Origin of the sequence: Pseudomonas sp. MWU13-2517 (assembly GCF_023242545.1) — a bacterium.
Lineage (GTDB): Bacteria > Pseudomonadota > Gammaproteobacteria > Pseudomonadales > Pseudomonadaceae > Aquipseudomonas.
Map to the genome: position 1 here is coordinate 295,283 of NZ_JALMFA010000003.1, position 22,187 is coordinate 317,469.

At 60.5% G+C, this 22,187-nt stretch carries 17 protein-coding genes; 5 read left to right on the forward strand and 12 right to left on the reverse strand.

The annotated features are described in order from the left end of the window. Nucleotides 1-85 precede the first annotated feature (85 nt). Nucleotides 86-1,489 (forward strand): NorM family multidrug efflux MATE transporter, encoded by a 1,404-nt coding sequence (locus M5B97_RS06430; protein ID WP_248731027.1) that lies wholly within the window; start codon nt 86-88, stop codon nt 1,487-1,489. A 13-nt stretch (nt 1,490-1,502) separates the two neighbouring features. On the opposite strand, the gene M5B97_RS06435 is transcribed toward M5B97_RS06430, so the two are convergent. Then, entirely contained in the window at nt 1,503-3,167 is a 1,665-nt protein-coding gene (locus M5B97_RS06435) for a bifunctional diguanylate cyclase/phosphodiesterase (protein ID WP_248731028.1), read from the reverse strand. Between the two features lie 257 nt (nt 3,168-3,424). Between M5B97_RS06435 and rep the strand changes: the two genes are divergently transcribed. Both rep and M5B97_RS06445 read left to right on the forward strand, forming a co-directional pair. Next, nucleotides 3,425-5,434, forward strand: coding sequence for a DNA helicase Rep (gene rep / locus M5B97_RS06440; RefSeq protein WP_248731029.1), 2,010 nt, complete (start codon nt 3,425-3,427; stop codon nt 5,432-5,434). Between the two features lie 58 nt (nt 5,435-5,492). Beyond that, nucleotides 5,493-6,065 carry a xanthine phosphoribosyltransferase gene (locus M5B97_RS06445; RefSeq protein WP_123716530.1) on the forward strand — a complete coding sequence of 191 codons (573 nt, stop codon included), beginning with the start codon at nt 5,493-5,495 and terminating at the stop codon, nt 6,063-6,065. Nucleotides 6,066-6,147: 82 nt separating this feature from the next. Here M5B97_RS06445 and M5B97_RS06450 read toward each other — a convergent pair whose 3' ends face one another. The 6 genes from M5B97_RS06450 to dadA form a co-directional block, all read right to left on the reverse strand. Next, nucleotides 6,148-8,070, reverse strand: coding sequence for an acetyl-CoA hydrolase/transferase C-terminal domain-containing protein (locus M5B97_RS06450; RefSeq protein ID WP_248731030.1), 1,923 nt, complete (start codon nt 8,068-8,070; stop codon nt 6,148-6,150). 136 nt (nt 8,071-8,206) lie between these two features. Next, a complete protein-coding gene (locus tag M5B97_RS06455) occupies nt 8,207-8,671 on the reverse strand; it encodes a c-type cytochrome (RefSeq protein WP_177421592.1) in 465 nt (154 codons plus the stop codon). Nucleotides 8,672-8,840: 169 nt separating this feature from the next. Further along, a complete protein-coding gene (locus M5B97_RS06460; protein ID WP_003176893.1) occupies nt 8,841-9,389 on the reverse strand; it encodes a cupin domain-containing protein in 549 nt (182 codons plus the stop codon). 115 nt (nt 9,390-9,504) lie between these two features. After that, entirely contained in the window at nt 9,505-10,578 is a 1,074-nt protein-coding gene (gene alr, locus M5B97_RS06465; RefSeq protein ID WP_248731031.1) for an alanine racemase, read from the reverse strand. Between the two features lie 77 nt (nt 10,579-10,655). Then, nucleotides 10,656-11,009, reverse strand: a complete 354-nt coding sequence (locus M5B97_RS06470) for a RidA family protein (RefSeq protein ID WP_123716533.1) — start codon at nt 11,007-11,009, stop codon at nt 10,656-10,658. Next, nucleotides 10,981-12,282, reverse strand: coding sequence for a D-amino acid dehydrogenase (gene dadA / locus M5B97_RS06475; RefSeq protein ID WP_123716534.1), 1,302 nt, complete (start codon nt 12,280-12,282; stop codon nt 10,981-10,983). Before dadA ends, M5B97_RS06470 begins: the two co-directional genes overlap by 29 nt. Before the next feature lie 155 nt (nt 12,283-12,437). Between dadA and M5B97_RS06480 the strand changes: the two genes are divergently transcribed. Continuing rightward, nucleotides 12,438-12,926, forward strand: a complete 489-nt coding sequence (locus tag M5B97_RS06480; RefSeq protein WP_003176896.1) for an Lrp/AsnC ligand binding domain-containing protein — start codon at nt 12,438-12,440, stop codon at nt 12,924-12,926. Between the two features lie 335 nt (nt 12,927-13,261). Here the strand turns inward: M5B97_RS06480 and M5B97_RS06485 are convergent, their stop codons facing one another. Continuing rightward, nucleotides 13,262-15,703, reverse strand: coding sequence for a TonB-dependent siderophore receptor (locus M5B97_RS06485; RefSeq protein ID WP_248731032.1), 2,442 nt, complete (start codon nt 15,701-15,703; stop codon nt 13,262-13,264). Nucleotides 15,704-15,812: 109 nt separating this feature from the next. After that, entirely contained in the window at nt 15,813-17,465 is a 1,653-nt protein-coding gene (locus M5B97_RS06490) for a cyclic peptide export ABC transporter (protein ID WP_248731033.1), read from the reverse strand. A gap of 199 nt (nt 17,466-17,664) precedes the next feature. Here M5B97_RS06490 and M5B97_RS06495 point away from each other — a divergent pair, with 199 nt between their 5' ends. Next, nucleotides 17,665-18,492, forward strand: a complete 828-nt coding sequence (locus M5B97_RS06495; protein WP_248731034.1) for a N(5)-hydroxyornithine transformylase PvdF — start codon at nt 17,665-17,667, stop codon at nt 18,490-18,492. Nucleotides 18,493-18,623: 131 nt separating this feature from the next. Here the strand turns inward: M5B97_RS06495 and M5B97_RS06500 are convergent, their stop codons facing one another. Genes M5B97_RS06500 through pvdM form a run of 3 tightly spaced genes read right to left on the reverse strand, consistent with a single transcriptional unit; the run spans nt 18,624 to nt 22,178 of the window. Further along, nucleotides 18,624-19,496 carry a formylglycine-generating enzyme family protein gene (locus M5B97_RS06500; RefSeq protein WP_248731035.1) on the reverse strand — a complete coding sequence of 291 codons (873 nt, stop codon included), beginning with the start codon at nt 19,494-19,496 and terminating at the stop codon, nt 18,624-18,626. A gap of 32 nt (nt 19,497-19,528) precedes the next feature. Further along, entirely contained in the window at nt 19,529-20,809 is a 1,281-nt protein-coding gene (locus tag M5B97_RS06505) for an aminotransferase class V-fold PLP-dependent enzyme (protein WP_248731036.1), read from the reverse strand. Nucleotides 20,810-20,828: 19 nt separating this feature from the next. Beyond that, entirely contained in the window at nt 20,829-22,178 is a 1,350-nt protein-coding gene (gene pvdM, locus M5B97_RS06510; protein WP_123718073.1) for a pyoverdine-tailoring dipeptidase-like protein PvdM, read from the reverse strand. Nucleotides 22,179-22,187: the final 9 nt, after the last annotated feature.

The window sequence follows — 22,187 nt, forward strand, 5'->3', positions numbered from 1 at the left end:
CAGATGATCGCATTTATCGTTTTGTGCAATCGGCTGAGAGCGACGAGAATCAACCCTTCCCCAACTCTCTGACTTTTCGAGCGTGATGATCATGCAACATCCGGCACGTACCGAACTCTGGGCCATTCTGCGGCTGTCAGGGCCGCTGATTGCCTCACAGTTGGCCCACATGCTGATGGTGCTGACCGACACCCTGATGATGGCCCGCCTGAGCCCCGAAGCCCTGGCCGGTGGCGGTCTCGGTGCGGCAAGTTATTCATTCGTGGCGATTTTCTGCATCGGCGTAATTGCCGCCGTGGGCACCCTGGTTGCGATTCGTCACGGCGCGGGCGACATCGAAGGCGCCACCCGCCTGACCCAGGCCGGGCTCTGGCTCGCCTGGCTGATGGCCCTGGCGGCGGCATTGCTGCTGTGGAACCTCAAGCCAGTGCTGTTGCTGTTCGGCCAAACCGAATCCAACGTACATGCGGCGGGGCAGTTCCTGACTATCCTGCCGTTCGCCCTGCCCGGCTACCTGAGCTTCATGGCCCTGCGCGGCTTCACCAGCGCCATCGGCAAAGCAACGCCGGTCATGGTGATCAGCCTGTGCGGCACTGTGCTCAACTACCTGCTCAACCATGCATTGATCGAAGGTATGTTCGGCCTGCCGAAACTGGGCTTGATGGGCATCGGTCTGGTCACGGCAATCGTTGCCACCAGCATGGCCTTGGCGCTGATGTGGTACATCCGCAGCAACCGGGCTTACGCGGCCTACCCTTTGGGTACGGGCCTGCTACGCCTCAACACTCAATACTTGCGCGAGCTGTGGCGCCTGGGCCTGCCGATTGGCGGCACCTATGCAGTGGAAGTCGGGCTGTTCGCCTTCGCCGCGCTGTGCATGGGCACCATGGGCAGCACGCAGTTGGCGGCGCACCAGATCGCGCTGCAAATTGTTTCGGTGGCGTTCATGGTGCCGGCGGGAATGTCATACGCGGTGACCATGCGCATCGGCCAACATTACGGTGCCGGGCAGTTGTTGCAGGCGCGCCTGGCCGGGCGCGTCGGTATCGGCTTTGGCGCCATGGTGATGCTGGGATTTGCCGCGGTACTGTGGCTGTTTTCCGACCCGTTGATCGGGCTTTTCCTCGATCACAACGACCCGGCTTTCCATGACGTGATCGTCCTGGCCGTCAGCCTGCTGGCCGTCGCCGCCTGGTTTGAACTGTTCGACGGCGTACAGACCATTGCCATGGGCTGCATCCGCGGACTGAAGGACGCCAAGACCACCTTCCTCGTAGGCTTGGGCTGCTATTGGCTGATCGGTGCCCCCTCGGCGTGGGTGATGGCCTTCACGCTGGGCTGGGGGCCGACCGGTGTGTGGTGGGGCCTGGCGCTGGGGCTGGCCTGCGCGGCAATCACCCTGACCTGGGCGTTTGAAGCGAAGATGCAGCGGATGATTCGCCGGGAGCCTGAAATCCATACCGAATTCCAGGCCATGCAGCCGGACTAGAGGCTGGAGGACGCTAACCCAACAGCGCGTCCTGGCTCTTGCCGAAAGTCAGGTACTCCACCAACTGCGGCAACGGCAACGGCTTGCTGATCAGGTACCCCTGGGCCTGGTCGCAGCCAAACAGGCGCAACAAGGCCAGTTGCTCAGGGGTCTCCACGCCTTCGGCCACGACTTCCAGATTGAGGTTGTGGGCCAGGTTGATCATCGCGTGCACCAACTTGCGGTTCTCCTCGCGCTCTTCCATGCCACCGACGAAACTCTTGTCGATCTTCAACAAGGCAATCGGCAGGCTGTTGAGGTGTACGAACGATGAGAAACCGGTGCCGAAGTCATCCAGGGAAAACCGCACGCCGAGGCGCCCCAGGGCATCCATGGTCTGCTTGACCAGATCGCTGCGACGCATCACAGCGGTTTCGGTCAGTTCGAACTCCAGCCACTTCGCCTCCACGCCGCGCTCGGCAATCAGCCGACTGAGTGTGGAGAGCAACTGACTGTCCTGGAACTGGCGAAATGACAGGTTGACCGCCATGTGCAGCGCAGCCAGGCCACGTTCACGCAGGTCTTGCATGTCGCGCAAGGCCCGGGAAATGACCCAATAACCCAGCGGCACGATCAAACCGCTCTGTTCGGCCAAGGGTACGAATTCACTCGGCGGCAACAGGCCACGCTCACCATGGCGCCAACGCACCAGGGCTTCCAGGCCAACGATATGCCCGTCGTCCAGATCCAGTCGCGGCTGGTAATGCAGCTCCAGTTCGTCACGACGCAATGCACGGCGCAGCTCACTTTCAAGGTCCGCCAGGCTGCGGGCGTTGCGGTTGATGCGTTCGTTGAAGATATGAAAGGTACAGCCCTGGGTGCTCTTGGCCTGCTGCATGGCAATGTGGGCGTGCCACATCAATGGGTCGGCACCGGCGCGTGCACGGGCATGCGCCACACCCAGGCTGCAACCGATCAACAGGCTTTCGCCGTCGACCCAATACGGCTCGGCCATCACTTCGGTGATGCGCTCGGCCATCCACTCGGCGCGTTGCGGCGCCCGTCGGGTGTCGATCAGCAGGGCGAACTCATCGCTGCCCAGGCGTGCCAACTGGTCACCGGCTTCGAGCTGGCTTTTGAGCCGCGACACCACTTGCAGGATCAAGCGGTCACCGGCCTGATGGCCCAAAGCGTCGTTGGCGTGACGGAAGTTATCGAGGTCCAGATGGCCGAGGGCCAGGCCGCGACCTTCGTTTTCCGCCAGCCGCGCCGCCAGCAGGGTCTGGAAACCCTGGCGGTTGGCGATACCGGTGAGCGGATCCTGTTCGGCCAGGCGCTGCAAAGTGTTCTCCAGCACACCACGCTCACGGACATGGCGCAGGCAGCGGCGCAATGTATCGGTATTCAATACGTCCCGCACCAGCCAGTCGCTGGCACCCAGCGGAGAAATCAGCGGCTCCTGCTCCAGCAGCAATACGCAGGGCAAGCTGCAACGGCCAGGGCCGGGTTGCAGGCCAGGCGTGGTCAATAGCACAGCGCCGTGGTCGTCATCGAACAGACGACTCACCGAGTCCCAATTGGGAGCACTGATCAGCACAGCCCCATCGCCCATCGGCGCCAGGCACTCGCGCAGCAAGGCTGCCCACTCAGGCGCATCGGCCAGAAGCAGCAAACGCAAGGGTTCGACAGGCGTGGACAAGCTAGCTCCCTAGACTCTGCAAGATTTCATTGGCGGCGGGCAGTACGGCGTGCTGCCCCTCACAATCACCCATGATAAGACTTATCAAATGCGCAGGCTGCATACATCAGCTGCAAAAGCTTCCACATCCTGCGGCAAAGTATCAAAAGCGGCAAATTTAGATCGAGCGGTACGTCACACTGTCGTTCTGTGAGAGCAGAATCCTGCGAGCCTGTTAAAATGCCCGCCCTTTTGAACAACGACTCCCTGAATTCCGTATGTCCCGACTCAACCCCCGGCAGCAAGAAGCCGTGAACTACGTCGGCGGCCCTCTATTGGTGCTCGCCGGTGCTGGCTCCGGCAAGACCAGCGTGATTACCCGCAAGATCGCGCACTTGATCCAGAACTGCGGCATCCGTGCGCAGTACATCGTCGCCATGACGTTTACCAATAAAGCGGCGCGGGAAATGAAAGAGCGTGTCGGCACGCTGCTCAAGAGCGGCGAAGGCCGCGGCCTCACCGTATGCACCTTCCACAACCTGGGCCTGAATATCATCCGCAAGGAGCACGTGCGCCTGGGCTACAAGCCAGGTTTCTCGATCTTCGACGAAACCGATGTGAAGTCGCTGATGACCGACATCATGCAGAAGGAGTACGCAGGCGACGACGGCGTGGATGAGATCAAGAACATGATCGGCGCCTGGAAAAATGACCTGATCCTGCCGGCCCAGGCCCTGGAAAACGCGCGCAACCCCAAGGAACAGACCGCCGCCATCGTCTACACCCACTATCAACGCACGCTCAAAGCGTTCAATGCGGTGGACTTCGACGACCTGATCCTGTTGCCGGTGAAATTGTTCGAGGAGCATGCCGACATCCTCGAAAAATGGCAGAACAAGGTGCGCTACCTGCTGGTAGACGAATACCAGGACACCAACGCCAGCCAGTACCTGCTGGTGAAAATGCTGATCGGCAAGCGCAACCAGTTCACCGTGGTAGGCGACGACGACCAGTCGATCTACGCCTGGCGCGGCGCCCGTCCGGAAAACCTGATGCTGCTCAAGGATGACTATCCGTCCTTGAAAGTGGTGATGCTGGAGCAGAACTACCGCTCCACCAGCCGCATCCTGCGCTGCGCCAACGTGCTTATCTCCAACAACCCCCACGAGTTCGAAAAACAACTGTGGAGCGAGATGGGCCACGGCGATGAGATCCGCGTGATCCGTTGCCGCAACGAAGACGCGGAAGCCGAGCGCGTGGCCGTGGAAATCCTCAGCCTGCATCTGCGTACCGACCGGCCGTACAGCGACTTCGCGATTCTGTACCGCGGCAACTACCAGGCCAAACTGATCGAACTGAAATTGCAGCACCACCAGGTGCCGTATCGCCTGTCGGGCGGCAACAGCTTTTTCGGACGCCAGGAAGTAAAGGACCTGATGGCCTACTTCCGGCTGATCGTGAACCCGGACGACGACAACGCCTTCCTGCGCGTGATCAACGTGCCGCGCCGCGAAATCGGCTCAACCACCCTTGAAAAGCTCGGCAACTACGCCACCGAACGCAAGATCTCGATGTACGCCGCCACCGATGAAATCGGCCTCTGCGAACATCTGGACACCCGCTTCACCGACCGCCTGTCGCGCTTCAAGCGCTTCATGGACAAGGTGCGCGAGCAGTGCGCCGGCGAAGACCCGATCAGCGCCCTGCGCAGCATGGTCATGGACATCGACTATGAGAACTGGCTGCGCACCAACAGCTCCAGCGACAAGGCCGCGGATTACCGCATGAGCAACGTCTGGTTCCTGATCGAAGCGCTGAAGAACACCCTGGAAAAAGACGAAGACGGAGAAATGACCGTCGAGGATGCCATCGGCAAGCTGGTGCTGCGCGACATGCTCGAACGCCAACAGGAAGAGGAAGACGGCGCCGAAGGCGTGCAAATGATGACCTTGCATGCCTCCAAGGGTCTGGAATTTCCCTACGTGTTCATCATGGGCATGGAAGAGGAAATTCTCCCGCACCGCTCCAGCATCGAAGCCGACACCATCGAAGAAGAACGGCGCCTGGCCTACGTGGGTATTACCCGTGCGCGTCAGACCCTGGCCTTCACCTTTGCCGCCAAGCGCAAGCAATACGGCGAAATCATCGATTGTGCCCCCAGCCGGTTCCTCGACGAGCTACCGCCGGATGATCTGGCCTGGGAAGGCAATGACGACACCCCGACCGAGGTGAAGGCCGTTCGCGGCAATACCGCCTTGGCGGATATACGCGCGATGTTAAAGCGCTAGAATCGACTACTTTTTAATCTACTTTCGACGCGTGTTGCGTCAACAGAGGAAGCTTTCCGTGGAAGCACTGCACAAGAAAATTCGCGAAGAAGGCATCGTGCTTTCCGATCAGGTACTCAAGGTCGACGCCTTTCTGAACCACCAGATCGACCCGCAGCTGATGAAACTGATCGGCGACGAATTCGCCGCGCTGTTCAAGGATTCGGGCATCACCAAGATCGTCACCATCGAAGCTTCGGGCATCGCGCCGGCGATCATGACCGGCCTGAACCTGGGCGTGCCGGTGATCTTCGCCCGCAAACAACAGTCCCTGACCCTGACTGAAAACCTGCTTTCGGCAACGGTGTACTCCTTCACCAAGAAAACGGAAAGCACGGTGGCCATTTCCCCGCGCCACCTGACCAGCAGTGACCGCGTGCTGGTCATCGATGATTTCCTGGCCAATGGCAAGGCGTCCCAGGCGCTGATTTCGATCATCAAGCAAGCCGGCGCGACCGTGGCTGGCCTGGGGATCGTGATCGAGAAGTCATTCCAGGGTGGCCGTGCGGAGCTGGATGCGCAGGGATACCGAGTGGAGTCCCTGGCAAGGGTCAAATCCCTGGCCGGTGGCGTGGTCACCTTCATCGAGTAATCGCAGCCCCGTGTCTATCCTGTGTGGGCACGGTTAAACATGTGGGAGCAAGCGCGCTCCCACATGCGTTTTGTGGTGTTGTTTAGTGCGCCGTGGCCTGCAGGCCGGCGAGCAGCAGGCGCTGATACAGGTCCTCTTTCAGGCCTTCCGGCTTATTCAACCGCATGCGCTTCAGATGCTCTGGAAATGCCTCCGGCTCCGGTGCATCCAGCGCAGCCCTGCCCAACTCCAGAATCTCCGTCAGCTTGAATTTGCTCTTGAGCCAGTTCAACGCGCGCAACAGGTCTCTTTCTTCGTCAGTGAAATCAGTGCCCAGTGGATACTCGGGAAACAACCGCCGATGCCGCGCCTGGATGTCCTTGAGCCGCTGCGGGGTATTGTCGGTAAAACGTGGGTCCAGCTGGAAATCCTGAGGCAACTTGCCCGCCTTTTTCGCCTGCTCAATCAAGTCACCCTGAAAGCGTGAATCGCTGATATTGAGCAGCGCCTCGATCACCTTGGCGTCCGTCTGCCCACGCAGGTCGGCAATGCCGTATTCAGTGATGACAATGTCGCGCAGGTGCCGCGGAATGGTGCAATGGCCGTAGTCCCAGACGAGATTGGAACTGACCTCACCCGCCGACTCGCGCCAGCTGCGCAGGAGCAGAATCGAACGCGCGCCTTCGAGCGCATGGCCTTGGGCGACAAAGTTGTACTGGCCACCCACGCCGCTGAGCACGCGGCCGTCTTCCAACTGGTCAGCTACGCCCGCACCGAGCAGCGTCACCATGATCGCGCTGTTGATAAACCGAGCATCCAGCCGTTGCAATCGCTTGAGCTCTTCCTGGCCATAGAGTTCGTTGATGTAGCTGATGCGGGTCATGTTGAATTCAAGGCGCTTGGTGTGAGTCATTTCCTGCAAGCGCTGGTAAAAGCTGCGCGGCCCAAGGAAGAAACCGCCGTGGATCGACACGCCGTCGGGCTGCGCGGCGTCGTCCAGGGTGCCAGCATTGGCTTGCGCCTGGGTGGCCACATCCGGGTACACCTTGCGCCGCACGATCCCGGCATCGGCCAGCACCAACAGGCCGTTGACGAACATTTCGCTGCAACCATAAAGGCCCCGCGCAAAGGGCGCGACACCGCCCTCACGGCTGATCAGCGGTGCCCACTGATACACGTCCAGGTCCGTCAAGAGTAGCCGGTAGGCTTCGTTATCGGCCTGGCGTGCCAGCAGGGCGGCGGTCAGCGCATCCCCCATGGAGCCGATGCCGATCTGCAAGGTGCCGCCATCGCGCACCAACGTGCTGGCATGCAGGCCGATAAAATGATCCTGGAAACCCACCGGCATATTCGGTGTGGAGAACAGCGTGGTGCTGTCCTTTTCATCAAGCAGGTAATCGAACGCGTCCATGCCCAATTCGGCATCGCCGGGCATATAGGGCAAATCAGTGTGGACCTGGCCCACGATCAGGATGGTCTCCCCGGCTTCGCGGCGCTTGGCGATCATCGGCAACAGGTCAAGGGTGATATCGGGGTTGCAGCTCAGGCTCAGGCGATCAGGATGTTCAGCGCTGCTGGCCACCAACTGTGCCACCAAGTTCAGGCCCGCGGCGTTGATGTCCCGCGCGGCGTGGCTGTAGTTGCTGCTGACGTAATCCTGCTGGGCCGGTGCGCTGTGGAGCAGGCTGCCAGGCTGCATGAAGAACTGCTGTACTCGAATATTGCTCGGCAAGCTGTCCTTGTGCAGGTCAGCGAGAAAATCCAGCTCCGGGTAATCGCCGAATACGCGCCCGATAAAAGGCTCAAGAAAGCGTTTCTGCAAGCCGTCACCCATCGTGGGACGGCCCAGGCTCAGGGCGGTGTAGATCGTCAGCGACCGCTCCGGCAGCTTGGCGATGCGCCGATAGAGTGCGTTGACGAACAGATTGGGTTTGCCCAACCCCAGGGGCATGCCCATGTGGATATGCGCCGGCAAGCGTGCCAGTACTTCGTCAACTGCTTGCTCGATTGAACACAACTGCACCATCCGACCCTCCTGAACATTCCATGATTAGGGGTTGGACCGAGCTTGCCGGGTCTTTGCTGCAATGAACAGCTCCTAATCATAAAGAGCAGGCACAAAAAAGCCGCTGGTGAGCGGCTTTTTGGCGAAGATCGGCGGATTACAGGCCAGACATCTTCTTGATTGCGCCTTCAAGGTCTTCAAGGCTGCAATCAGCGCAGGTACCCATCGGCGGCATGGCATTCAAACCGTGCTTGGCAACCTGTGCCAAGCCTTTGGTGCCTTTCTCGGGCGACTCGATCTTGAGCTCTGCGAGTACCGCATCCACATGGCCAAGCCGCTCTTTCCAGGCGGCCGTGTCGCCAATTTTCGGCGCGTTCAGCAATCCGGTGCCGTGGCACGCATTGCAGTGCTTGGCAATGACATCATCCGGCGTTTTCGCCGCGCCACCGCCGCCCGCAGCCACTGCAACCTCCATCCCCTTGCATTCCTGGCCTTGAACACAGACTTGGCCGACAGGCTCCAGGCGCTTGGCAATCTCATCATTGGTCGCAGCTTGAGCGCTGACAGCCCATAGGGCCAGTACGGTTGCTGGTGCAGCCAGCATTTTCATAATTAGGTTCACGCGTTCACCCTCAATGGTGGCTATTCACGCCTACGGCCACGGTTTCGCAGGCGGCGAAAGTATAACGGTTAGCCCGCCGGGCCGAAACAACCCTATTAAATAAAGGGAGATTCGACCTCGCGGAATGCAGCTACGGGCGCCTCTACAACGCTGGCAGGACGCCTCTTCTTTAAAAGTTCGCGGGCGTGGCTGCGCTGATTAGTCGCGCCGGCACATCGAACGGGTTGCGAAAACGATGGGGCTTGGTGCTTTCAAAGTAGTAGCTATCGCCGGCTTCGAGCACAAAAGTTTCAAGGCCGACCACCAACTCCAGGCGACCTTCCACCAGAATCCCGGTTTCCTCGCCTTCGTGGGTGAGCATCTCTTCTCCGGTGTCGGCACCCGGCGGGTAGATTTCGTTGAGAAACGCAATCGCCCGGCTGGGGTGCGCACGACCCACCAGCTTCATGGTGACGGCACCGTCCGAGATGTCGATCAGCTCATTGGCTTTATAGACGATCTGGGTCGGTATTTCCTGGAGGATCTCCTCGGAAAAAAACTCGACCATGGACATGGGGATGCCGCCCAGCACCTTGCGCAAGGAACTGATCGAGGGGCTGACGCTGTTTTTTTCGATCATCGAAATGGTGCTGTTGGTGACGCCCGCGCGCTTGGCGAGCTCACGCTGGGAAAGACCTTTGAGCTTACGGATGGATTGCAGTCGTTCGCCGACGTCCAATGCAGGAGCCTCCTAGGATTCAGGCGTTGTTATATTGAGCGTTATCATGGCGACAGCGTTCAGTATTTACAACACTTGAGCCTAAATCCCGGGCAGCTGTGTTCGTACCTGCCGGTCAAGCGCCGCAATAGAGCCTTGGCACGCGGCGCAGGTTGCAGAAGATCTGGTAGGGAATGGTCTGCGCGGCGGTTGCGACGTCGCTGGCCAGTATGTTTTTACCCCACAACTCCACCGTCGAACCAAGGCCGGCCTGTGGGACGCCCGTCAGGTCAACGCACAGCATGTCCATGGAAACACGGCCCAGCAATTGGCTGCGCTGACCGGCCACCAGCACCGGCGTGCCGGTGGGCGCGTGACGTGGGTAACCGTCGGCATAACCCATGGCAACCACTCCGATGCGCATCGGCTTGGGCGTGATGAATTTTGCGCCATAGCCCACCGGCTCGCCGGCCGGCAATTCGCGCACACAGATGACTTTGGACTCCAGGGTCATCACCGGCTGTAAACGTGCGGCAATGGCCTGGTCTTCGCCAAACGGCGTGGCCCCATACAACATGATGCCCGGGCGTACCCAGTCGCTGGATACCCCCGGCCAGCCCATCACCGAGGGCGAATTACGCAGGCTCACCTCGGCCGACAAGCCTTGGCGCGCGGCATCAAACACCGCAACCTGCTCATTACTGCTGACGCAATCAAGCTCATCGGCGCGGGCGAAATGGCTCATCAGCACGATCTTGGCCACGTTGCCGCTGGCCAGCAGCCGCTGGTAGGCCTCGTGGTAGTCCTTGGGGTGCAGGCCCACGCGGTGCATGCCCGAATCCAGCTTGAGCCAGACCGTCAGCGGTTTGCTCAAGCGGGTCTGCTCGATCGCGTCCAGTTGCCATAGCGAATGCACCACGCACCAGAAATCATGTTCGATGATCAGCGGCAGTTCATCGGCTTCGAAAAAGCCTTCCAGCAATAGCACCGGCGCCCGAATACCGGCGGCGCGCAATTCCAGTGCCTCTTCGATGCACGCCACGGCAAACCCGTCCGCCTCGGCTTCCAGCGCCTGGGCCACACGCACGGCGCCATGGCCGTAGGCATCAGCCTTAATCACCGCGAGAGCCTTGGCCCCCGTGACTTCGCGGGCCAGTTGGTAATTGTGGCGCAGGGCTTGGAGGTCGATCAGGGCACGGGCAGGACGCATGGCGGCAGGCTTCTAGGCGGCAAAGTGAAGAAAAACCGGCACCGACCAATAACATCGGTACCGGGGAGGAATCTGGGTTAAGGCAACGCGGCCACGACGGACAGCTCTACCAGAATTTCCGGTTCGCACAGTTTGGCTTCAACCGTGGCACGGGCCGGAGCGACACCCTTGGGCAGCCACTTGTCCCATACCGCGTTCATACCGGCGAAATCGGCGTCGATATCTTTCAAGTAAATCGTCACCGACAGCAGTCTGGTTTTGTCGGTACCGGCCAGGTCGAGCAAACGCTCGATATTGGTCAAGGTCTCGCGGGTCTGTTGTTCAATCCCGGCGCTCATGTCGTCGCCGACCTGGCCTGCCAGATACACGGTACCGTTGTGAACGACGATCTGGCTCATGCGCTCATTGGTGAGCTGGCGCTGGATTGACATGTCTTGCAGACTCCTGGTGGTTGCCATAACGGGAAATATCGAGGCCTTCGGCGCTGATCTGCGGGGTTTTCTTCGCCATCAGGTCGGCCAACAAACGACCAGAGCCACAGGCCATGGTCCAGCCGAGGGTGCCGTGGCCTGTATTCAGGAACAGGTTCTTGAGCGGGGTGGCACCGACAATCGGTGTGCCGTCAGGGGTAGTCGGGCGCAGGCCTGTCCAGAACGTGGCTTCGGCCAGATCACCGCCCTGAGGATAAAGGTCGTTGACGATCATCTCCAGGGTTTCACGCCGACGCGGGTTAAGCGACAGGTCAAAACCGGCTATTTCAGCCATGCCGCCTACACGGATGCGGTTGTCGAAGCGGGTAATGGCGACCTTGTAGGTCTCGTCGAGAATAGTCGACGTCGGCGCCATCGCCGGGTTGGTGATCGGCACGGTCAGCGAGTAGCCCTTGAGCGGGTACACCGGAGCCTTGATCCCCAGCGGCTTGAGTAACTTCGGCGAGTAACTGCCCAGGGCCAGCACGTAGCGGTCGGCGGTTTCCAGCTTGCCGTCGATCCAAACGCCGTTGATGCGGTCGCCCGCATGGTCCAGGCGCTGGATATCTTGTTCGAAACGAAACTCCACGCCCAACTGCCTGCACATTTCGGCCAGGCGCGTGGTGAACATCTGGCAATCGCCGGTCTGGTCGTTCGGCAGGCGCAGGGCACCGGCTAAGATATCCGTAACGCTTGCCAAGGCCGGCTCAACGCGAGCGATTCCAGCACGATCAAGCAGCTCGAACGGCACACCGGACTCTTTCAGCACGGCGATGTCCTTGGCGGCGCCATCGAGCTGGGCCTGGGTGCGGAACAGTTGGGTCGTACCAAGGCTTCGGCCTTCGTAGGCAATGCCAGTCTCGGCGCGCAGCTCATCAAGGCAGTCGCGGCTGTACTCGGACAGGCGCACCATGCGCTCCTTGTTCACCGCGTAACGGCTGGCGGTGCAGTTGCGCAGCATCTGCGCCATCCACAGGTATTGGTCGATATCGGCGGTGGCTTTGATCGCCAGCGGTGCATGGCGCTGCAACAACCACTTGATAGCCTTGAGCGGTACACCAGGCGCGGCCCAGGGCGAAGCATAACCAGGGGAGACCTGGCCTGCGTTGGCGAAACTGGTTTCCATGGCAGCGGCAGGCTGACGGTCGACCACAACCACTTCAAAGCCGGCCCGAGCCAAATAGTAGGCACTGGTCACCCCAATGACGCCGCTACCCAAGACCAGAACGCGCATTTTTATATCCTCATCGCGGCTTGACCGCTGACGTGTGTTGTTCGAGCAATGATGCGCGCAGTATAAAAAGCAATCACCAGTGCATTTCACTATATAACTGCCTATATTTGGCGACAATTCTCGGCAGTAACCCTTTTCACAGAGGCGTATCCCCTATGCGTACCAACACTCAAACCAAGCGGGAGCTGGACAAGATCGATCGCAATATCCTGCGCATCCTGCAAACCGACGGGCGCATTTCGTTCACGGAGCTTGGAGAGAAGGTGGGGCTGTCGACCACGCCATGCACCGAGCGCGTGCGTCGGCTGGAGCGCGAAGGGATCATCATGGGGTATAACGCACGGCTAAACCCGCAGCACTTGAAGGGTAGTTTGCTGGTATTTGTCGAGATCAGCCTCGATTACAAGTCCGGCGACACCTTTGAAGAATTCCGCCGCGCCGTACTGAAACTGCCCCATGTACTGGAATGCCACCTGGTGTCGGGGGACTTTGACTACTTGGTGAAAGCGCGGATTTCGGAGATGGCGTCGTACCGTAAATTGCTCGGCGATATCCTGCTCAAACTCCCCCACGTGCGCGAATCCAAGAGCTATATCGTGATGGAAGAGGTGAAAGAGAGCCTGAACCTGCCAATCCCGGACTGACTGGCGCATCCGGATCAAATAGGGGGGCAAGCTTCCCTAATGCCAGTCAGTTAAAAAGGAGAAAGGCTAAAAAGTAACCTGTGGCGAGGGAGCTTGCTCCCGTTGGACTGCGCAGCAGTCCCATGCTGTGTAAACAAAGAGCGGGGCCGCTTCGCGGCCCAACGGGAGCAAGCTCCCTCGCCACACATACGGCGTTCACCCTTAACTGACCGGCATTAGGATCACTGATCCGGTTTTTTTTGCGCCGTGTTTGTGCGCGCATAAAAAAACGCCCGATGAACGCGTGGCGCTCATCGGGCGTTTGTTCGATCACTCAGGGCGATCAAGACTTCACATCAGAAGTCCCAGCGGGTGCTGACCATCACGTTGCGCGGCTCACCGTAGATGGCCGAGTTGTAGAAGCCCACGTTGGTGTAGTAGGACTTGTCGAAGATGTTGTTGAAGTTGACGGTTGCCGACAAGTTTTTGGTGACCTGGTAGCGGGTCATCAGGTCAACCAGCCAGTAGGATTTCTGGGTGATGTCTTGGTTCCTGTCAAGCGGCTGGTTATAGATTTCGTTCCAGGCCTTGCTCTGCCAGCGTACGCCGCCCCCGATGGTGAATTTGTCCAGATCGCCCTTGAGCTTGTAGGTCGTGTTCAGGTTGACCTGGTTCTCGGGCTCGAAGGTGGAGATTTTCTTGTCGTCGTCGTCGCGCACCACCTTGTGGGTGTACCCGCCCTGGACTTGCCAGCCCGGGCTCAGCTCGCCGGAAATCTCTGCCTCGTAGCCCTTGGTGATGGCCTTGGAACCCTTGTACGCGTAGTTGGGGGGGGCAGAGGCCTGATTGTTCCAGGCGTCATCCGAAATGGCGCGATTGCTCTCGTGAACCTCGAAGTAGGCAATGCTGGTGTTCAGACGTCCGTCGAAGAATTCGCCCTTGAGACCCACCTCGTAGTTCTGGCCTTCATCCGGATCCAGCAGTTTCTGGTCGCGATCCTTGATGTAGCTTTCCTGCGGTTTGAAAATGTCGGTGTAGCTGGCGTAGGCCGAGAAGTTGTCATTAAGGTCGTAGATCACACCCGCGTAAGGGATGAAACGACCGGTTTCCTTGTAGGAAGGGTTGAGGCCGGTGACGTGATAATTGGCCACGCGGCCACCCAGAATCACGTTCAGGTCATCGATCACGTTCAGGCGAGTGGTCACGTAGTAGCCGGTCTGGCGAATGGTGTCGTCCGTGTACTGCTGGGGCGGGCCGTAGATAGGTTTGCCGATATTGCCGTTCCAGTTGTAGAAGTCGACTTTGTTGCCGCCTGGCCATTCCGGCGACCAGTAGCCTTTGCCCTGCCAGCGCGAGGTACCGATCGAGCCGCCCACCACCAGTTCATGGTCGCGGCCGAACAGGCTGAAAGGCCCGGTGGCGTACAGGTCGGCTGTGGTGCTCTTGGTTTCGCCGGTGTACTTCTGTGCATTGATATCTGCAGTGCCATCGGCCGCTGGTTGCACGAACTGGATGGACGCGAGGTCGGCATGGTAGCTGTTGATCTTGTGGTCGAGCTGGAACTTGGTGACCCAGCCGTCACCCATGTCATGTTCGAGCATGGCAAAGGCGGTACGAGTGTTTTGCTGCCAGGAACTCCAGTCGGTACCGTTGTTGTAGGAACGCGACATCTTGTTGATGCTGCCGTTGGAGTTGACCAGCGGGAAGGAGCCGGACCAGCTCGAACCTTTCGGGGTGTTGTCCTGGTAATCGAAGCCCAGGGTCAGCATCGTGTCGGGGGAGAGGTCGAATTCGGTGATGCCGTAATAGGTCTCGGTCTTGCGCGAGTAATGATCCATGAAGGACTTTTTGTCTTGGTACGCCGCCACGGCGCGCCCGCGGACATTGCCGCTGTCGGTCAGCGGGCCGCTGACATCGACTTCGCTGCGGTAGTTGTCCCAGGAACCGGCGCCCAGATCCACATGGCCCTTGAACTGCGAGGTCGGTTTCTTGCGGATCAGGTTGATGGTCGCACCCAGCGAGCCCGCACCATTGAGCAGGCCCGTAGCGCCCTTGAGTATTTCGACGCGGTCATAGATGGCCATGTCGCTCAGGGTGTTGCCCGCCGAGTAGCCCACGTTGCGCACCGCAGACGGAATGCCATCGTACTGGAAGCTGTCGACCGAGAAACCCCGGGAATAGTAGTTGGTACGCTCGGTGTCATAGGCCGATACGGTGATGCCCGGGGTGTGGCGCATCACGTCATCGACGTTGTTCAGGCCGAAGTCTTCCATGTGCTGACGGGTAATGACCGTAATCGACTGCGGGGTCTGGCGCGGGGTCAGGGTCAAGCGGGTCGCGGTAGCAATGGTTCCCGGCGTGTAGGAGCCTGAGTCTTCGGTGACGTTGCCCAGCATGTTGCCGGTGACCTGGGTGGGGCTCAGTTCCAGCCCGGCCGTCGCGCCGACAGCGCTCACCGTCAGGGTGTTGCCGTTGAGGCTATGGGTGGTCTGGGTTCCGTCCAGCAGGGTTTCGATGGCCCGTTGTGGCTCCATCTTGCCGTTGATTGCGCGGCTGTTCTTGCCCTCGACATCGCCGGGGCTGTACAGCACCTGCACGTTGGTCTGGCGCCCGAATTCCTGCAGCGCGCTCCCCAGCGACTGTGCGGGAATATTCAACTCGATCTCCTGAGCCTGTACATAGCCTGCGATCGGCAACGATACCGCCAGGGCCAAAGCGCTCGGAAGAAGGTTGATGTTCAGGGCCCGGCGCATGGATAGCGCTTTGCTCAGTGGGCTGAGACCGAGTCGTGCTGGCATGGATGCTTTCTCTTCTAGGTTTTAAGTGGGCAGTTCTGGGTGTTAATTGAGGCTGGTTCTCATTACCACTAGTGAGACGTTCCTACCTCAGAAAACCGGAAAACAAAATTCACGCCGGCTCCAGTGCATGCACCACCTGGCCGGCACGCAGGCGTACCAGCTGGTCGGCGATATCGAAATAACGGTCGTCGTGGCTGATCACGATGATGGTCTTGCCCAGGCGCTTGAGGTCCGGCAGCAGCTCGGTGTAGAAGATCCGGCGGAATGCCGGGTCCTGGTCGGCGGCCCACTCATCGAATACCAGCACCGGGCGTTCCTCCAGCCAGGCGTTGACCAGGGCCAGGCGCTTGCGCTGGCCGGTGGACAGGTCGGTGGTGCTGAACACGCCATCCTTTACGCTGACCTTGTGCGCGATTTCCAGGCGCTCCAGGTACTTGGCGGCACTGTCCAACGATTGCGTGGCGCTGCCCTGCACCAGGTCATCGAACAGGTAATAGTCAGAGAAGATCGTGGTGAACAGTTGGCGATAATCGTCGCGCTCGGGGGCGGTAACGGCCTCGCCATTGAGGCGGATTTCGCCCGAATGAGGGGGGTACAAACCCAGCAGCAGTTTGATCAGCGTGGTCTTGCCGCTGCCGTTTTCACCCACGATGAACACGATATCGCCTTGCTTGATGCTCAGGTTGATCGGCCCCAGGTGGAAGGGCGCGCTGCCCTCGACCGCGGGCGGGCTGTAGCTCACATCGCGCAGTTCCAGGCTGTCGACCACCGGTTTGGGCGCTTCGCTGTCATCCATCAGCAGGTGCGGCTCAGGCGAGGAAAAGCGCTCGGACAATTCGCTGATACGGCCAAAAGCGATCTTTGCCTTGCCCACCACCGGCAGGTAACCCAGCAAATGTTCCAGGGGGCCTTTCATGTACAGCAATACCAGCACGAAACCGGTGATCACCGTCGGGTCTGGGTTGGGGTTGTACGCCTGCATCGCCAGGGCCAGGCCGATGACCACGAAGAACAGCATCGAGCCGAAGGACTTGGCCAGGATGTAGATGTTGACTGAACGCACCTGGATGTCGCTGATGCGGTCGGCGGTTTCCTGGATGCGGTGGGTGTTCATGCGAAAGCGCCGTGGGCGGTGCATGCGCAGTTCCTTGGCGCCGGAGGCAATCGCGTTGTAGTAGCGCTGCAACTCATCCTCATGGCTGCGTGCCAGGTCGAAGCCCTGGATGCCCTTGCCGCCGGCAATGAACTGCACGGCGCTGCCGATGATGATCGCCACCACCATCATCAGGAACATCGGCACCGACAAGTAGGCCAGGTAGCCCAAGCAACCCAGAGTGACCGTCGCGGCGATGGCCAGCGGGGTGAACGCAAAGGAAAAGTCGCTGATGGTGTCGACGTCATGGGTCAGCACCGGGATCAGCCGGTGGGAGCGGTAACGTTCGATCTGGCCGATGGGCGCCGACAGCACCTTCTCGCCGAGGTCTTTGCGCAGGGCCGCAATGATGCGCTGCCCGACGTAGTTGGTGCCGATGTCCGAGATGATCGAACTGACCAGCGCCACCACACACAGCGCTGCAAAGGTCAGCACCACACCCTGGGTCATGCCGTTGGCCGAGTGCAGGGCATTGTTGATGGTGGCCAGCAACAGGGTGATAGCCAGGCCGCCCGCCATGCCGAGGGCGACGGAGACCGTCACGATCACACGAAAGGGCCTGAGCAGGGCGAGCAGGCCATTGAAGGCGCCGCGTTTGGGGTCGGTCATAAATACATCCCGGAGAGTGAAAAGAGGGGCTGGGCACACAGACCCTTACCCATGACAAACGAAGCGCCGGCGCGAGGATTTAGCGCGGCGCGCCGGATGGCCGCCATGCCGGATAAATTGCCGCGGGGCTGGTTCGTTCTTGTGCTGTAGGCGCACGTGTATCGACGCGCTGCGCAGTCCCCTCAGCGAGAGCGAAACAATGACGAAAAAGAACCTGGTGTATGTGTGGTCCCTGAGAAACGCCGCCGCCGACAAGGCCGGGCAGCCGGTGGCCTACAAGGGCCACGAGCGCTACATGAAGTCGGTGCTGGAATTTCTGGTGGGCTCGCTCAATGACACGCCGCTGGGCCAGGTCTACAACCTGGTGGGTGTTGTGTACGACGATGACGAGCAGAACCCACGGGACCAACAACTGGTCAGCGACTATGGTTTTGCCTACCAGCCAGGCCGCCAGTGGTTGTACCCGGCGGACTTGCGCGTGCAGGGCAAACTGGTCAACGACCTGCTGCTGAGCGTGCCGTCCACCTACCGTCGCTTGCCGCGTGGCAGCGCGGAACATATCGCCGGCAAGCAGGACTTCGAGCGGCGCCTGCACGACACCCTCGTGGAATTGAAGGCCGATATCGTCGTGCTGGACGGATTGCTGGTGATCCTCGATGAGCTGGTACGCCCGGGCGCGCCGTTTGCGCGGCGCATCATGAATATCCACCCCGGCATTACCCGCATCGAGTCGCCTTATGAGCGCCGGGGCGCCTATGCCACGTGGAATGCGTTGTACGGTGCGCGTGGGCAGGCGGTGGTGGACTGGGCGACCAAAGAAACCACGCCTTGCGAACCGCTGTACCTCACCGGCGCGTCGTTCCATTACGTGGACAACGGCATCGACTCCGGTGAAGTCTTCCACGATGTGCTCAAGACCGAGATCTCACCGGAGGACACCATCCTCGAACTGCGCTGGAACAACTTCAACAACAGCCTGTTCCCGGCGTTGCATGAAGGGCTGGAGCGGTTGGCGCAGCAGGGCTGATGCGAGCACGGTAAATGTGTAGGAGCGAGCTTGCTTGCGAAAAACTCATCGGCGCCGTGTTCATCCAAGAAACACGCGTTATCGTTGGCGTTTCTCGCGAGCAAGCTCGCTCCTACAGGCGGCGTGCGGGGTCAGAGATCACGCACTACGCGAAACCCGATCCAGTCCCCCCGCGTCTGCGGGTAGATATTGTTGCGGTTGCCCGAGCGCGAGAACACCGGCGCCTCGCCCCAGTCATTGCCGCGGATCTGGTAGGACTCGCAGTTCGGCTCCACCCAGGCGCTGCCGTCGGTTGGAGCACCGATGTAGTTGGGGTGTTCACAGTCGGCGACCCGTTCGTAGACGTTGCCGTGCATGTCATACATGCCGAACGCATTCGGCGGGTAGCTGCCCACCGGTGAGGAATAGCTGTAGCCGTCCGCCGGGCCATAGGTGTTGGCGTGCTGGGCGATGCTGTAGCCCTTGCCCTCATCGAACGGAAACGGGAATGGCCCGGTGGAACCGGCGCGGGCAGCGTATTCACGTTGGGCTTCGCTGACCATGTGGTACTGCTGGCCAGTCTTTTTTGACAGCCAGGCCACGTAGGCCTTGATGTCGTCCATGTCCATGCACACCGCCGGCTGGCGCGGCCCTTGGGGGTAGCGCGGTTTGCTGGCGATGCATTCGCGGCCTGGGCGGTCGTCGCCATTGGCGATCTTGACCCCGGTCTGGCGGATGTAGCTGTCCCATTCCCCGGCGGTGATCTGGAAGCGGCTCATGGCGAACGGCTTGGCGAAGGTGACTTCATGCATGGGGCCTTCGTCGGGCTCGCGGCCGACTTCGTCTTCCTGCGTGCCCATGTTGAAAGTGCCGGCCGGCAGTACCACCATTTCCGGGCAGTCCTTGCAGTCCTTGAACACTTTGCCGGGTTGCGGTGCGGCCGCCTGGGCCAGGCTCGGCAGCAGGGCGCCGCACAGGGCGGTCAGCGCCAGCGCGGTCAAGGGTTTGAGTCGGAATGCAATCATCGGGGGCGCCTCGTTCAAGGGAAGAATAGGGGTCACAACCGCTGGCTCAGCACGGTCATGAAACGTTGGATCTCATCCACGCTGTTCAGCAGGCCGGGGGAGGTGCGGATCACCGGGCCGACGTCGCGGTCTACCGCGTCGATCACGACGCGGTTCTTCATCATGTGCGCGGCTACCGCGTCGCTGTCCTGGCCCTTGACCCGGAAGAACGTAAAACCCGCCGACAGCTCGGGGTTGCGTGGCGTGACCAACTCGATCTGCGGGTGCGCCAGCAACTGGTTTTTCAGTTCGGTATTGAGGGCGTGGATGCGTGCCTGCACCGCTGCCTTGCCCAGTTGCAGGTGCAGCTTGAACGCTTCGTCGGCCGCCCAGCGATGCTCGAAGGCGTGATAGCCGCCGGGCGTCATGGTGGTGGCGAAGTTAGTGTCTTCGGAGAAGGTCGGCACCATCGGCGTGACGTATTTGTTCTCGGCATCGCGGGCGCAGACAAGGCCGGTGCCCCGCGGGCCGAACATCCATTTGTGGGTGCCGGCGATGAAGAAGTCGCAGTGCATGTCAGGGAAGTCGAGGTCTTCTACGCCAAAGCCGTGCACGCCATCCACCACATACAGGATGCGGTCGTTTTCGTCGCGGTTGCGGTTGAGTTCTTCCACCAGCGTGCCGATCTGCCCGATGGGCAGCTTCACGCCGCTGCCCGATTGCACCCAGGTCATGCCGAGTACACGGGTAGAGGGGCGGATGGCGCGCTTGATATTAGTGAGCACTTCGTCGACGGACACTCGGTTGGCATCATCGAATAGCCGAATCCGGCGTACCTGCGTGCCCTGGCGGGCGACGCGAAAATCCAGCACGTTCTGTGTGGCGTAATGCTCATGTTCGGTCGTGAGGATTTCCTGGTCGGGGCGCAGTTTGATTCCGCCGTAGATCATCGCCAGCCCTTCGGAAGTGCTGCCGGTGAGCGCGATCTGCGACGGCTGCGCCTTCAAATAGCGGCCGGCCCATTCGCGCACCTGGCCTTCACGTCTCCAGGTTTCCTCAAGCCCCCAGTCCATTGCCAGGCCCGGGTTACGGTCGATTTGCTGGCGATAGCGGTCAATCGCTTCGCGCACGGGCCTGGGGTGCGAAGTCACCAGGAAGTTGGAAAAATGCAGGTAATCCGGGTCCTGGGTGAACAGTTGTTTGAGCCCCGTCCATGGGTCGTTCGCAGGGGGTGTCGGGTTGGCTGCCATGGCGTGCGGCAGAATGGCTGCGCCCAACGGCAGGCCGGCGGCGAGTACCCCGGCCTGTTTGAGAAAAGTACGGCGGTCGGTCATGGACTTACTTCATGGCTGTTTAGCGGTTGGCCAAGGGCTTGGCGGCTTTTTGTACCTGGTCCCACACCCGCAGGAAGTTACCTCCCCACAGCTTGGCGATATCGGCTTCGGAGTAGCCGCGCTGGATCAGTTCGGCGGTGACATTGCGCACTTCGCCGACGTTCTCCCAACCCTGGATGCCGCCGCCGTCGTTGAAGTCCGAAGCGATACCGACGTGGTCGATACCGATCTTGCGCACGGTGTAATCGATGGCATCGCCCAGGTCCTTGAGGGTGGCCTTGGGTTCTTCGTCGAGGATGGCGTACAGCGCGCTGGCGTATTGGCCGAAGCGCTGCTCCGGCCAGGCGGCAATGATCGCGTCGCCGGGCATCAAGGCCATGGCCAGGTTGGGCAGGGGGGGCAGGTCGAAGCGTGCGCGCAGGGCGTTGAGCTTGTCCTGGGTCGGCTGGCTCAGCGGGCGCAGATAGGCGGAAAACCCTACGATCTGCACCACGCCGCCGCTGTTCTTGATCAGTTGCAGCTCTTTGTCGCTGAGGTTGCGCGGGATATCCACGAACGCGCGCGGTGCCGAGTGGGAGGCCACCAGCGGCGTACGGCTCAACTGCGCTACTTGCTCCAGGGCCTTGGTCGACATCTGCGACACATCAATGATCACGCCGAGGTCATTCAGGCGATGCACGGCTTGCTGGCCGATTGTCGACAGCCCATCGAGTGCGTCCACCGAGTCATTGAAGAACGGCAATGGGCGCGACGAGTCGGACCAGTCGTTGTTGCCCACGTAACTGAAGCCAAACATGCGCATGCCGCGTGCGGCCCACAGGTCCAGCTGGTTCAGGTCGTTACCCAGTGGGTAGGCGTTGAGCATGCTGATGAAAATCGCGAACTTGCCTTCGCCATGCAGGCGACGGAAATCGTCCGGGGTATAGGCGATGCCGACCTGGTTGGGGAAATCGCGCACCATGCCGGAGATGATCTTGTAGCGTACCTCCTGCTCGTGGCGGGCTTCTTCGACAAAGCCTTCAGTCGGTTTATGCGGCGCGTTCGGGCCGTTCCAGATCTCCGGCCAGCCGAAGACCGTCAGTGCCGCCCCGGACAAACGCCCGCGTGCCGCCTTGGCCAGGTCGAACTGGCCCGCGCCGTCCTTGTCGGCCTCGTTGCCGGCGGTGCCGAAATCCAGGGGCAGGGTGATGTGGCTGTCGAATGACAACAGGCGGTCCTGCATCTCATTGGCCTGCTTGATCACTTCCAGCGGGTAACCGGCATTGCCCTTGAACCAGTGATCCCAGGCCAGGAAACCGGCCCCGGCACCGATGGCCAGTGCCAACGGCAGGCCGATGTACAGCGCCTTTTTCGAACGTGGTTTTGTCATTGCCATCTC